General features: G+C 65.6%; 13 protein-coding genes. 4 read left to right on the forward strand and 9 right to left on the reverse strand.

Translation table 11 applies throughout. From position 1 onward, the window contains the following. Positions 1-28: 28 nt before the first annotated feature. Together CIT37_RS27530 and CIT37_RS27535 are read right to left on the reverse strand one after the other, a co-directional pair. On the reverse strand, positions 29-916 hold the full coding sequence (locus CIT37_RS27530; protein ID WP_095426458.1) for a DUF1259 domain-containing protein: 888 nt from the start codon (positions 914-916) through the stop codon (positions 29-31). 38 nt (positions 917-954) lie between these two features. After that, positions 955-1,188 carry a hypothetical protein gene (locus tag CIT37_RS27535; RefSeq protein WP_038971518.1) on the reverse strand — a complete coding sequence of 78 codons (234 nt, stop codon included), beginning with the start codon at positions 1,186-1,188 and terminating at the stop codon, positions 955-957. A gap of 415 nt (positions 1,189-1,603) precedes the next feature. Here CIT37_RS27535 and CIT37_RS27540 point away from each other — a divergent pair, with 415 nt between their 5' ends. Continuing rightward, complete coding sequence (locus tag CIT37_RS27540) at positions 1,604-2,680, forward strand: Cj0069 family protein (protein WP_095426457.1); 1,077 nt, start codon at positions 1,604-1,606, stop codon at positions 2,678-2,680. A 23-nt stretch (positions 2,681-2,703) separates the two neighbouring features. On the opposite strand, the gene CIT37_RS27545 is transcribed toward CIT37_RS27540, so the two are convergent. The 7 genes from CIT37_RS27545 to CIT37_RS27575 form a co-directional block, all read right to left on the reverse strand. Beyond that, a complete protein-coding gene (locus CIT37_RS27545; protein ID WP_095426456.1) occupies positions 2,704-5,892 on the reverse strand; it encodes an efflux RND transporter permease subunit in 3,189 nt (1,062 codons plus the stop codon). Further along, positions 5,889-7,307, reverse strand: coding sequence for an efflux RND transporter periplasmic adaptor subunit (locus CIT37_RS27550; RefSeq protein ID WP_095426455.1), 1,419 nt, complete (start codon positions 7,305-7,307; stop codon positions 5,889-5,891). Before CIT37_RS27550 ends, CIT37_RS27545 begins: the two co-directional genes overlap by 4 nt. Positions 7,308-7,386: 79 nt before the next feature. Continuing rightward, a complete protein-coding gene (locus CIT37_RS27555; protein WP_028142970.1) occupies positions 7,387-7,779 on the reverse strand; it encodes a FixH family protein in 393 nt (130 codons plus the stop codon). Positions 7,780-7,880: 101 nt separating this feature from the next. Next, entirely contained in the window at positions 7,881-8,081 is a 201-nt protein-coding gene (locus CIT37_RS27560) for a hypothetical protein (protein ID WP_334262509.1), read from the reverse strand. 294 nt (positions 8,082-8,375) lie between these two features. Then, a complete protein-coding gene (locus tag CIT37_RS27565; protein WP_095426454.1) occupies positions 8,376-9,350 on the reverse strand; it encodes a tripartite tricarboxylate transporter substrate binding protein in 975 nt (324 codons plus the stop codon). Positions 9,351-9,417: 67 nt separating this feature from the next. Then, a complete protein-coding gene (locus tag CIT37_RS27570; protein WP_095426588.1) occupies positions 9,418-10,320 on the reverse strand; it encodes a VOC family protein in 903 nt (300 codons plus the stop codon). 16 nt (positions 10,321-10,336) lie between these two features. Then, positions 10,337-11,329 carry a zinc-dependent alcohol dehydrogenase family protein gene (locus tag CIT37_RS27575; protein ID WP_095426453.1) on the reverse strand — a complete coding sequence of 331 codons (993 nt, stop codon included), beginning with the start codon at positions 11,327-11,329 and terminating at the stop codon, positions 10,337-10,339. A gap of 112 nt (positions 11,330-11,441) precedes the next feature. On the opposite strand from CIT37_RS27575, the gene CIT37_RS27580 reads away from it, so the two are divergent. The 3 genes from CIT37_RS27580 (at position 11,442) to CIT37_RS27590 (ending at position 13,688) form a co-directional block, all read left to right on the forward strand. Next, a complete protein-coding gene (locus CIT37_RS27580; protein WP_028142965.1) occupies positions 11,442-12,143 on the forward strand; it encodes a GntR family transcriptional regulator in 702 nt (233 codons plus the stop codon). Between the two features lie 92 nt (positions 12,144-12,235). Beyond that, positions 12,236-13,099: a fumarylacetoacetate hydrolase family protein gene (locus tag CIT37_RS27585; RefSeq protein WP_095426452.1), complete on the forward strand. Its 864-nt coding sequence runs from the start codon at positions 12,236-12,238 to the stop codon at positions 13,097-13,099. A gap of 7 nt (positions 13,100-13,106) precedes the next feature. Next, the gene (locus tag CIT37_RS27590) at positions 13,107-13,688 is read left to right on the forward strand and encodes an amino acid synthesis family protein (protein ID WP_038971523.1); all 582 of its coding nucleotides are present in this window, start codon (positions 13,107-13,109) and stop codon (positions 13,686-13,688) included. Positions 13,689-13,700: the final 12 nt, after the last annotated feature.

A 13,700-nucleotide genomic window follows, 5' to 3' on the forward strand; every position in this document is an offset into this window, starting at 1 on the left:
CGAGAGGCGATGCCGGCACAGCTTCGCATCAGCTCCTCGTGCTGGCCGTCTTGTCCAGCGCGGCACGCAGGCCATTCGCCAGCTTGACCGCGTCGTCGTTGGCCCAGAAATGCATGAAGAACAGCCGCGGCTGCTCGTCCAGCATGTGGCTGTGCAGCGCGGTCACCTCGATGCCGTGCGTGCGCAGCGCCACGATGACCGGGTTCACCTCGTCGCTGGTCAGGACGAAATCGCCGGTGATGGCGGCCTTGCCTCCTCCGGTCGGCTGGAAGTTGATGGCGATCGCAACGCCCATCGCACCGACGGGGGTCAGCAGCATGCCGTCCTCCGTGATCGGGTCGCGCCGCTTGACGTTGAACTGGTAGACGCCGCCGTTGGCCTGCCCCTTGACGCCGATGACCTGATCGAGCTTGGCGGTGTCGAGGTCGATGGCAGGCGGCGGGCCCGCCGGCGCCGCGACCGTCAAGGGAGTCTTGCTTTCGGCCAGCGCATCGTGGATCGCCGAGGCCAGCTTGACGGGATCGCCGTGTCCGGCGACGTGCATGTAAAACGTCGCCGGGCTCGCGCGCAGCAGATGATTGTGCACGGCGGTGATCTCCAGACCGCTCGCGATCATCTTCGCCATCACGGGATTGACCTCGGTCTCGAGGAGCACGAGATCGCCCATGACCATGGCACCGCCATGCGCGGGCTTGAACGCGAGCCAGCCGCCGAGCGCCAGCGCCGGCTTGATCGTCACCCCGTCCAGGGTCACGGTGAGATCGGTGCGGGGAAAGCCGTAGCGGTGGACGTCGTCCGCAACGGCGGGCTTGCGGCCCAGCGTCTCGTCAACCTTATTCCAATCGGGATCCTGCGCATGAGCGCCCGCGATGAGGCAGGCACTGACGCCGATCAGCGCCGAGATGATCTTTCGCATTGCTCTGCTCCTCAAGCTGGATTTCAGCCGTCAGCGTCTCACTTCTGCTCCTTGATCTGGCCGGCGCTGTCGACGACGAGCCGCACGTCCTTGCCGTTCTTCACGGCTTTTGCGGTCATGCCCTCGGCGGTCGATTTGATGTCGCTGACCTGCGTGTAGCCGGCCGCCTGGATTTTGGCGACGACCTCCTCTTGTGTCAGAGCGCGTGCGCTCGACAGCCCGCTGGCGATCGCCAGAAAGAGGATGGTGTGAAAGATGACCTTTGTCCGCATGACATTCTCCTGGCGTCTCCTGCCCCAGGGTCGTTTTCGGCGCGGCGCGACGGGACCACGCCAACGCGCTTCGGCGCCGCCGCTGCGCACGAATGGAAAATTACGATTTGTCTGATGAGATTGGGAAACGATGACATGCTGCGCCCTTGGTGATCAGGACGCGATGCTTGGGCATGTCGCCTCGCGGGGAGATCGCAAATCCCCGTCACGTCGAATAGAAACCCGGGTGGCCCAGCTGTCAACACGCGCATGGCCGAGGCGCGTCACGAAGAGTTCACTCGGAACGGAACCGCACCAACCGGCATCTTGAAACGACCGGACGATCTCATTAGGGTTCGTCACGTGGGGACGAAGCAGACTCCCCGTGAGACCCCGGTCCAAGCTCTGCGCAGCACGCCATTCGTGGAGCTTGCGCATGGACACCGAACGACACCCTTCCCCCCGCCAAACACTGGCCATCCTCTCACGCGGCGATGCCGCCGCGTGCCGCGACACGACGGCGCAAAACAGCCGCTTCGTCCGCGTCTTCGAGGCCCTCGCCGCCCTCGGCATCGACGCGCACCCCGTGATCTACGACGAAAGCTTCGCAGGTGCAGTCCGCGACCAATTGCTCGCGGCCGACGGCGTGCTGGTCTGGGTCGATCCGATCCACCAGGGCAAGACGCGCGCCGAGCTCGATCCCCTGCTGCGCGACGTCGCGGCGCAGGGACCGTGGGTGAGCGCCCATCCCGACGTGATCCTGAAGATGGGCGTCAAGGAGGTGCTTTACCGCACGCGTCACCTCGGCTGGGGCGCCGACACGCATCGCTATGACACCGCCGCGGCGTTCCGCGCCGAATTTCCCTCGCGCCTTCGGGCGGACGGCCCCCGCGTGCTCAAGCAAAATCGCGGCAATGGCGGCCAGGGCGTCTGGAAGGTCGAAGCGCTTCCGCACACGAACGAGACGGTTCGTGTACTCCATGCCCAGCGCGGGAGCCGGCCCGAGGACATCAGGTTCGACGAGCTGGTGGCGCGCTGCGCGCCGTATTTCGGATGGGGCGGCTGCATCATCGACCAGGCGTTTCAACCACGCCTGCCCGACGGGATGATCCGCTGCTACATGAGCGGCGCGAGGGTCGCGGGCTTTGGGCACCAATTGATCAAGGCCCTGATCCCGCCGCCGCCGGAAGGCCCCGACGCGCCCGAGGCGCAACCGGGGCCGCGCATCATGCACGGGCCTGATGCTCCGCCGTTCCAGGCGCTGCGAAGGTCGATGGAGGACGAATGGACGCCGCAGATGATGGAAACGCTCGGTATCGATGAATTGTCACTGCCGGTGATCTGGGATGCGGATTTCCTGTGCGGGCCGCCGGATGCGGCGGGCGCCGACACCTACGTGCTGTGCGAGATCAACGCGAGCTCCTGCTTTGCGATCCCCGAGGAAGCGCCAGCGGCGATCGCACGAACGGTGACGCACCGCCTGCTGCGGAGCCGGGAGGCACGGTCCGGCTGAGAGCCGGATGACGTCTCGCGATCCTATTCGGCGGCTTGCGGAGCGCGCATGCCGTTCTCCGTTTCAACGGCAGGCTGGTCGGCGAGCGCCGGTTGCTCGCCATCAGGCAGCCCCCGCCCCTTCACCAGCCCGAAGATCGCCGGGATCACGATCAGCGTCAGCAATGTCGACGAGATCATCCCGCCGATCATCGGCAGCGCGATGCGCTGCATGATTTCGGATCCCGCGCCGGTGCTCCACATGATCGGCAGCAGGCCCGCCATGATGGCGACCACCGTCATCATCTTGGGCCGGACGCGCTCGACCGCGCCCACCATGATGGCGTCATGGAGATCGCGCCGGGTGAAGACCCCGCCCTCGGCGTCGCGCCTCGCCTTCATCTCGGCCAGCGCGTGATCGAGGTAGATCAGCATCACGACCCCGGTCTCGGCAGCAACGCCGGCGAGCGCGATGAAGCCGACGGCGACCGCGACGGACAGGTTGAAGCCAAACCACCACATCATCCAGATGCCGCCGACCAGCGCGAAAGGCAGCGACAGCATCACGATCAGCGTCTCGGTCAACGCCCTGAAGTTCAGGTAGAGCAGCAGGAAGATGATCGTGAGCGTGACGGGCACGACGATCTTGAGGCGCGCCGCCGCGCGCTGGAGATATTCGTACTGGCCGCTCCAGACGACATAGGTGCCGGCGGGAAACTGGATGCTCTCCGTCACCGCGCGTTGCGCATCCGCGACGTAGCTGCCGATGTCGCGATCGCGGATGTCGACATAGATGTAGGTCGCCAGCTGGCCGTTCTCGGTCCGGATCGAGGTCGGCCCCCGCGCCGGCTCGACCTTGGCGACCTCGCCGAGCGGCACGGCACCGCCCGCCGGCATCGGCACCAGGATATCGCTCGCGATCGCCTTGGGATTGTCGCGCAGGTCACGCGGATAGCGCATGTTCACCGTGAAGCGCTGGCGGCCTTCCACGGTCGTCGTGACCGTCTGGCCGCCGAGCGCGGCCGCGATGGTGTCCTGAACGTCCTGGATCAAAATGCCGTAGCGCGCGAGCGCCTCGCGGTCCGGGACGATCTCGAGATAGTAGCCGCCGATACCGCGCTCGGCGTAGGCCGACGACGTGCCCGGGACAGTCTTGATCACCCGCTCGACCTGCCGCGCCAGCCGGTCGATCTCGACGAGGTCGGTGCCCATGACCTTGACGCCGACAGGCGTGCGGATGCCCGTCGACAACATGTCGATGCGGGCCTTGATCGGCATGGTCCAGGCGTTCGAGACGCCGGGGAACTGCAGCGCCTTGTCCATCTCCGCGATCAGGCTGTCGATGGTGACACCGGGACGCCACTGCTCTTTCGGCTTCAGATTGACCACCGTCTCGAACATTTCGGTCGGTGCCGGATCGGTCGCGGTCGCCGCCCGTCCCGCCTTGCCGTAGACGGAGGCGACCTCGGGGAACGACTTGATGATGCGATCCTGCGTCTGCATCAGCTCGGCCGCCTTGGTCACGGAGATGCCGGGCAGCGTCGTCGGCATGTAGAGCAACGTGCCCTCGTTCAGCGCCGGCATGAACTCGGTGCCGAGCTGCCGCGCCGGCCATGTCGTGACGGCGAGGATTGCGAGGCAGGCCAGGATCACTGGCGTCCTGGCGCGAAGCACGCCCTTGATCACGGGCCGGTAGATCCAGATCAGGAAACGATTGATGACATTTTTGCTCTCCGGGACGATCCGGCCGCGGACGAAGATCACCATCAGCGCCGGCACCAGCGTGACGGACAAGAGGGCAGCGGCGGCCATCGAGAAGGTCTTGGTGAACGCCAGCGGGCTGAACAGCCGCCCCTCCTGCGATTCCAGCGTGAAGATCGGCATGAACGACACGGTGATGATCAGCAGGCTGAAGAACAGCGCGGGGCCGACCTCCGCGGCGGCATCGATCAGGATCTGCACGCGGGACTGATCGGGCCTTGCCCGCTCGAGATGCTTGTGGGCGTTCTCGATCATGACGATCGCGGCATCGACCATGGCGCCGATCGCAATCGCGATGCCGCCAAGACTCATGATGTTGGAGCCGAGACCGAGCAGTTTCATGGCGCCGAATGCCATCAGCACGCCGACCGGCAGCATCAGGATCGCGACCAGCGCGCTGCGGACGTGCAGCAGGAACACCATGCAGACCAGCGCGACGACGATGCTCTCCTCGAACAGCGTGTGCTTGAGCGTGTCGATGGCCGCGTAGATCAGGTTCGAGCGATCGTAGACCGGGACGATTTCGACCGATTTCGGCAGGCTGCTCGCGATCTCCTTGAAGCGCTTCTTGACGTTCTCGATGACGTCGAGCGCGTTGACGCCGAAGCGCTGCAGCACGATGCCGCTGGCGACTTCGCCCTCGCCGTTCAGCTCGGTGATGCCCCTGCGCTCGTCCGGTCCGAGCTCGACATTGGCGACGTCGCGGAGCAGCACCGGCGTTCCGCCGGAGGTCTTCAGCACGATGTTGCCGAGATCGTTGATGCTCTTGATATAGCCCTTGCCGCGGATGACGTATTCGAACTCGGCGAGCTCGACGGTGCGCCCGCCGACATCGGCGTTGCTGGCGCGGATCGCCTCACGAATTTTTTGCATGCTGATGCCGCGATCGCGCATCCGCTGCGGGTCGAGCACCACGTTGTACTGCTTGACGAAGCCGCCGATGCTGGCGACCTCGGCGACGCCTTCGGCCTTGGCCAGCGCGAACTTCAGATTCCAGTCCTGGATCGTGCGGGTGTCCGCCAAGTTCAATTCCTTCGACAGGACCGCATACTGGTAGACCCAGCCGACGCCGGTGGCGTCGGGACCGATGGTCGGGGTGACGCCGGCAGGAAGCCGCGAAGCCGCGCCGTTCAAAAATTCCAGGACGCGCGAGCGCGCCCAATAGATGTCGGTGCCGTCCTCGAAGATCACGTAGACGAACGAGGCGCCGAAGAAGGAGAAGCCGCGCACGACTTTCGATTTCGGCACGGTCAGCATCGCCGTCGTCAAGGGATAGGTGACCTGGTCCTCGATCACCTGCGGCGCCTGGCCGGGATATTCGGTGTAGACGATGACCTGGGTGTCGGAGAGATCAGGGATCGCATCCAGCGGCAGATGGATCAGCGCATAGAGACCGGCGGCGGCCGCAAAACCGGTGCCGAACAGCACCAGCAGCAAATTGCGCGCCGACCAGGCGATGATGCGGGCGATCATTTGCGCTCTCCCGCCGCATGGCCCGCATCGGACGCCTGAGGCGCTCCTTCCGCAAAACCCTTGAGCGCGGCCTTCAGATTGCTTTCCGCATCGATCAGGAAGGTGGCGGATGTGACCACTGCCTCGCCGTCGGCAAGCCCGTCCCGCACCTCGATGTAGCCGCCGCCACGCCGGCCGAGCTTCACCTCGCGCGGCTCGAAGCGCCCTTTCCCCTTGTCGACGAGGACGGCCTGCCGCGCGCCGGTGTCGAGCACCGCGCTATCCGGTATCGCCAGCACGGGCGCGGCGTCGGCCGTGTCGATCTCGGCATCGACATACATGTCCGGCAGCAGCGCCGCATCGGGATTGGCAAGCTCGATCCGGACGCGAACGGTCCTTGTCTCCCGGTTCACCTGCGGATAGACCACGGCGATGTGGCCGCTGAAGATGCGGCCGGGAAAGCTCCGCGCGCGCACCGCCACGGACTGCCCCACCGCGATATGACCGAGATCGCGTTCGGCGATATCGACGAGGGCCCAGACGACCGAGGTGTCCGCAATCCGGAACAGCACGTCGCCGGGATTGGCGCGCATGCCTTCGATCGCGTTGCGCTCGAGCACGATGCCGTCGCGCGGCGCCGACCAATGGATGGTGACGGGCGCGAGGCGCGTCTTCTCCATCTCGGCGATGACCTGCTCGGGCACGTCGAGATTGACCAGCCGTTGCCGCGAGCCGCGGCCATACATCTCGACGCCGCCCACCGTCTTGGAGGTGATCGTCGCAAGATATTCCGCGGCCGCGGACGCAACCGCCGAACTGTAGATCTCCATCAGCGGCTGGCCCGCCTTCACGCGCGTGCCGGTGGTGACGTCGGCGACCTTCTGCACGAAGCTTTCGGCGCGCATCGCGATGACAGAGACGCGGCGCTCGTCGAGCTGGATCGTGCCGGGTGCCTTGACCGTGACGCGGATCGTCCGTCGCTCGACCGGCTCGGATTTCACGCCGGTGCGCTGGATCTTGCCCGGCGAGAGCTTGACCGTGCCGTCGTCGGCCTCGTCGCCTTCGTAGACGGGGACGTAGTTCATCCCCATCGGGTCCTTCTTCGGCACCGGCGAGGTGTCGGGCAGGCCCATGGGGTTGCGGTAGTACAGGATTTTTCGCGAGGAAGTCGCCTGCGGTGGCTTTGGTGCCGTCGCAGGCGCCTGACCGTCTTCATAGACCGGCAGATAATCCCGGCCACGGTCGTCCTGCTTCGGACTAGCGGACCAGAGTGGCGCGCCGCTGGGGTCACGATAGTAGAGCGGAGTTCGGTCCGCTTGAGCTGCAGCCGGGGTCGCCTCGGCATGAGCGGACCAGCGTCCGTGCGAGGACCAGTATGCGCCCACGGCCAGGCCACCGGCCAGCGCGAGAAGTGTCAGGAGACGCAGCGTCTTCATGGTGTGTCTTCGCGCGCTTGGCACGCGTCCATGTGAGGGGAAGGAGAAAATTCGGACGCCGCAAGCAGCGTCCGCACGCTCACTTGGTCGCCGTGACGATCACCTTGCCGGTGACGGTCTCGGACTCGCCCTGCACTTTCGCCGACAGCGTCACCTGATAGCGGCCGGCCATCGGCAGGTCCGTCCGGAAGGCGTAGACGCCCGGCTCCTGCGACGGAAGCGGCGCGACCGCCGATTCCATCTCGGCCATCCCGTCCGGGGCCATGTCGACGCGGGTCTTGAAGATGACGGCGTCCGCCACCGGCTTGCCGGTTTGCTTGTTGGTCAGGCGAATCGAGAGCGTGACGTCGTCGCCCTTCTTCATTTGCGCAGTGACGGGCTCGAAGGCGTAGTCACTGGGGCCCGCCATCGCGGCGGAGGCGGCAAGCGAAAGGGTGGCGGCGAGCGCCGCGGTGCTGAATTTGGAAAGCATTGTCCTGTCCTCATGATCTGATTTTTCGCCGTGGCGCATGAAGCGCGCACGTCAGTTGTCGTCGCGCGCAAACGTGCTGCGCGCGTTCGGCTGTTGCGAGATCAGATTCGAGGAGGTCGGAAGGGAGGACTGCTGCCGCGGACGGAGACGACCTGATCCTCGGGGATGGCGATCGTGCTCACCGCTACGGCGAAATGCCCGAAGACGACGGGCCTGATGGCATCGAGCGCGATGGTGCCGCCGACGCAGCAGAAACCCATCCCGCATTTGTAGCCGATAGTCTGGGAGGGCGTCCCCTTCATGTCGGGGGCAATCGTCCATCGCCATCCCGGCGTCGCTGCCCATCTGCATGGTCGCCGGCATATCGTCCGACGACATGGCAAGCCCGGATGCGGACGCGCCAACGGGCAGCATCGCCAGGGATATGGCGATTGCGAATGCCAGGATGGTACGGACGAGGCGCATCTTTATCGAGTTACCTTATCAAGGTCGCAGCGTAACTCTCGTAGCATATCCCAGTGCCGGTGGCGCTTGTTGATCCGGATCAAGCATTCGTGACCAGGGCCGGCCGGTACCGACCCTGCCGCCGGCCCGGGTCAGATCTTCGGGATCTTCGCGCGCTCGACCACGCCGGTCCATTTGGCGATCTCGGTCTCGATCAGCTTCTTCATCTCCTCCGGCGAGCTGCCGCGGACCTCGCCGCCGACGGCGGTCTCCAGACGCTGCCTGAGCTCGGGATCCCCGAGTGCGTCCAGCGTCGCGGCATTGAGCGCGGCGATGATGGCGGACGGCGTTCCCTTGGGCGCCAGCAGGCCAGCCCAGGTGCGCACGTCGTAGCCCTTGATGCCGGCTTCCTGCACGGTCGGGACATCGGGCAGCAACGCAGTGCGCGTCGGCGAGGTCACCGCCAGGCCACGGATCGCGCCGCTCTGGATCTGCGGGGCCAGCAGCACGGGCGTGCCGACGATGACGGGAACGTCACCACCGAGCAGCGCGGTGGTGGACTGCGAATCGCCGCGATACGGCACGTGCACGATCTCGATGCCGGCTGTGGCGTTGAGCAATTCTCCCGCAAGATGATGCGTGCTGCCGAAGCCGACCGATCCGAAGCTGAGTGAACCCGGCTTGGCCTTGGCCATGGCGATGAGCTCACCCAGCGATTTTGCGGGATAGTCGCTGCGCACGGCGATGACGAGCGCGTAGTAGACCAGCGTCGAAATCATCTCGAAGCTTTCGGCCGGCTGATAGGCGAGACTCTTGTAGGTCGCCGCGGAAATCGCGTGCGCACCGGTGACGAGGCCGAGCGTATAACCGTCGGGCGCCGCCTTGGCGACCGCATCCGCCGCGATGTTGCCGCCGGCGCCCGGCTTGGCCTCGACGATGATCGGCTGCCCGAGCTTCTTCGACAGCCCGTCGGCGATGATTCGCGACAACGTGTCGGCGGCGCCGCCGGCGGCAAAGCCATGCAGCAGGCGGATCGGACGCGACGGATAATTGTCCGCCCATGCAGGGGTCACCAGACAACCACCGAACAGAAAAATGGCCGCAGCAAGCCGCTTCATCCCTCGCATGGATGCTCTCCCTCAATTGTTATGTCGTTGGCCACAGCGCGTGCGGCGTCTTCAAGTCATGATCGCGCTAACGCGCGAACTCCGTGCATTCAGGCGACGGCGGCATACCCCAGACGTCACGCGGCAGCCCGACCCATATCTTCGGCCGCTGCGGGCGATCGCGATGCCAGGGACGCGGCTCGAAATAGCCGAGCTCCTCGTCCACCATCCGGTCGAGGTCATGAAACAACTCGACCAGATGCCCATCGGGATTGCGGTGATAGATCGCCGTGTTGTGCCCGGGGCCGTGACGCACCGGTCCCCAAAGCACCGGGAGCTTGTGACGCGCGAGATGGTCGCAGGCCCGATGCATGTGGTCGGGGCCCCGCAGTTCGAACGCAAAATGATGCAGACCGCGGCCAGGCGCGAGCGCAAAATTCAACGTGTGATGCTCGAAGCCGCTGCGCATGAAGACGAAGCGGTCCTCAATCCAGTCGGATACCCGCAGGCCCATCACCTTCGCGTAAAACTCCGAAGCGGCCTTGGGATCGGGCGTGCGAAGGGCGACATGGCCGAGCTTGGCGACAGCGAGGCCACCGATCCGCTCCTGCGCGGGCGTGGGCGTCCAGCTCTGGATCAGCTCGAAGCGCGTGCCCTCTGGATCCGTGAACGACAGCAGCCGGGACACACCCGGCAGGGGATCGCTCCGAAGCTCGGGCCGTAAGTCCGCCTGCTTCAGCGCGGCGCCCAGCGCCTCGATCTGGACCTCCGGGGAGATCTCAAAGGCGATGCTGCTCAGTGCGGCATCGCCGGGCTCGATCACGAGCGAGAGCTGCTCGGAATCGCTGGCGAGGAAAATGCGATTTCCATCGCGGGCAACGAGGCCAAGTCCGATCACGCCGCGATAATAGTCGAGCAGCCGCTCCGGATCGGGCGAGGTGAAGGTCGCGTGTCGCAGCCGGGTGAAGCGTGCAATGGGTGCTTGTGTCATCGTGCGGTCCATCCCCTCATGGAATCATGATGATCTTGCCGAGCGCGGAGCCCTGCTCCAGCAACGTATGCGCCTTGCTGACTTCGTCGAGCCTCAGTACCGCCGAGATCGCCGGCTTGATCGCATTGCGGCTCAAGGCCTCGATCACGCTGCGCATCAGGGCACGGCGTCCGTCACGATCGTGGTCGTAGATGTGGAAGGAGAAGCAGCGGATCGCCGGACAGATGTCGAGATGATCGCGCATCGCCGCCATCAGATTTTCTTCCGGCAAACCGGCGAAGGCGTTGTAGGACAGCAGCGTGCCCCATTTGCCGAGCGCGCCGAGATAAGAGGTGAACTCGGGCCCGCAGACGTGATCGAGAAAGAGGCCGACGCCCTCGCCATCCGTCAGTTCGCGGGTGCGCGCCACGACATCCTCGCTCCGGTAGAAGATGACGTGATCGGCGCCGTTCGCCTTGGCGAACGCGGCCTTCTCTTCAGTCGAGACCGTGCCGATGACGGTCATCCCGGCAAGCTTGGCCAGCTGCACCAGCGCCGTGCCGACGCCGCCGGCCGCGCCGATCACCAGCGCGCTTGCGGGCGCGCGCGGATGGCGGCACTCGTGCAGCAGTGCGTAAGCGACCTGGTAGTTCGACAAGCACACGGCCGCTTGCAGATCGACATTGTCCGGCAGCGCGTGAACGGCATCCGCGGGCGCGACCACGACGTCGGCATAGCAGCCGCCGCGCTGGGACAGATCGCGCGCGCTCAGCAGCACCTTCTGGCCGATGGCAAAGCCCTCGACGCCGGACCCGAGCGCGGAAATGCGCCCCGCGACGTCGTTGCCGGGATTGGCCGGCAGCGGCGGCATCCATTTGTAGACGCCGCGCCGGATCAGCACGTCGGGTTGACCGACCCCGAACGCCTCGGCCCGGATTTGCACCTGGCCGGCTCCGGGCAGAGGCACCGGAAGCTCGACCAATTCGAGTGCATCCGGCCCACCCGGCTGACGCACCAGCACCGCCCTCATGACTTCACGCGCTCCCTGGGACCATATTTTCGAAAATCATACCGTTTACGAAAATTATTGCAAGATGGTCGTTAGCGCGGCATGTTGAGGCATCGATTCAGCGACAGGTCCCATGCCCGAGAGCGCCGTCCGCCCCCGCAAGGAATTCGGCAAGACCATCGCCGCCGACATCACGCATCGGCTGCGCGAGGAGATCATTGCCTGCGCCCTTCCGCCCGGCGAGCCGCTGCGCTTCGACGTGCTGCGCGAACGCTTCGGCGCCAGTTTTACCACGCTGCGCGAGGCGCTGACCGCGCTCGCCGCCGAAGGCCTGGTCGATGCCCAGGAGCAGCGCGGCTTTCGCGTGGCGCCGGTCAGCCGCCAGGATCTGGTGGAGGTCACCGATGCAAGGGTGCTGATCGAGGTGGAATTGATCCGCCGCTCGATCGAGCGGGGCGATGACGATTGGGAAATCGCCGTGATCTCCACACTGCACCGATTGAAGCGGATCGAGCAGCGCGATCCCGAGCATCCCCTGCGCGATCCCGAGTGGAAGATCGCGCATCGCCAGTTCCACCAGGCGCTGGTCTCCGCCTGCGGCTCGGCGACGCTGCTCGCCATTCGCGCCGAGCTGTTCGACCGTGCCGAACGCTACCGGCATCTCTCCGCCAATTTCAGGCCGCGCCCGCGCGACAAGGCCGGCGAGCACCAGGCGATCATGCAGGCCGCCATCTCACGCAACGCGGATCTCGCCGTGCAGTTGATCGAGACCCATATCCGCTCGACCTCCGACAACGTCGCCAAATACGCCGGCCATCTGCTCGACGCCGAATAGGCGACCTGCATTTTCACGCGGCGGGCTTGCGCCCGGCCTAATTTTCGAAAATAATACATCAGATCGAAAATCAAAACCGTTAGGGCGAAATCATGAAGCTGCTGTCGTTCTTGGATGGAAATCGGGAAAGCTGGGGCGCCGTTGTCGAAAATCGCGTGGTGGATCTGGGCCGCGCCCTGCCCCAGTACCCCACGCTCGCGGACTTTCTCGGCAGCGATGACTACGCCAAGCGCGAGGCGATCGTCGCCGGGCACAAGCCCACGTTGGCGCTGAGCGACGTCAAATACCTGCCGGTGATCCCGCGGCCCGAGAAGATCGTCTGCGCCGTGCGCAATTATCTCGACCACCACAACGAAGCCGTGGCGTTCGGCATGAAGCGCGAGATCACGGAATTTCCGCCGATCTTCCTGCGGGTCTGGCGTTCCCAGGTTGCTCACAACGCGCCGGTGATCCGGCCGAAGGTCTCGGACAATTTCGATTGGGAGGGCGAGCTCGCCGTCGTCATCGGCAAGGGCGGCCGTCATATCAGCCAGACTGATGCATGGAATCATGTCGCGGGCTATTCGATCTACAACGACGTCAGCGTGCGCGACTGGCAGCGCCACGCCCAGCAGATCGCCTCCGGCAAGAACTTCGTCGGCACCGGCCCGTTCGGACCGTGGCTGGTCACGCCGGACGAGATCGGCGATCCCACGAAGCTCAAGCTGGAGACGCGCGTCAACGGCGCGACCGTGCAGTCCTCCGACACCTCGATGCTGATCTTCTCGATCCCGCGGCTGATCGAATATTGCTCGACGATCTTCGATCTCGTCCCCGGCGACGTCATCGCCACCGGCACGCCGGCCGGCGTCGGCTTCACCCGCAAGCCGCCGATCTTCCTCAAGCCCGGCGACGTGGTCGAGGTCGAGATCGAGAACATCGGCGTGCTCAGCAATCCCGTCGTGGACGAGGCCTAGCTTCAGCATGTCGTCCTACGATATTCGCAAGACCGCGCTCAGCGTCGAGACCATCTGGCATGAGCGCGGCCCACGACTGGAGAAGCCGCTGCTGGTCGGAACTGCCGTCGCGGTGATCTGCAATCCCTTCGCCGGCCGCTATGAGCCCGATCTGATGCCGTTCCAGGCGGCCTTGCGTGAGCTCGGACGCGAGCTCGCTGGCGCGCTGATCGCACAGCTCGGCGGTGCGCCGCGGATCGAAGCCTATGGCAAGGGCATCATCGTCGGCGAAGACGGCGAGCTCGAGCATGGCGCCGTCTGGCATGAAGCCGGCGGTCACGGCATGCGCGAGGTGCTGGGTCAACCCAAAGCAATCGTGCCGGCGGCGAAGACCATCGGCGGTCCGGGCACGCGCCTGATGGTGCCGCTCGGCCACATCCACGCCGCCTATGTCCGCAGCCATTTCGGCACCGCGGAGATGACGCTGTGGGACGCGCCGCGGCGCGACGAGATCGCCTTCGGCCTCGTGATGGCGACCGGCGGCCGCCCGCATGCCCGCATCGGCGGCCTCGAGGCGTCGGAGATCTCCGTGCATGACGGGCAGCGCTGAGCGCCGCCCGTC

It is taken from the genome of Bradyrhizobium ottawaense (assembly GCF_002278135.3).
GTDB lineage: Bacteria > Pseudomonadota > Alphaproteobacteria > Rhizobiales > Xanthobacteraceae > Bradyrhizobium > Bradyrhizobium ottawaense.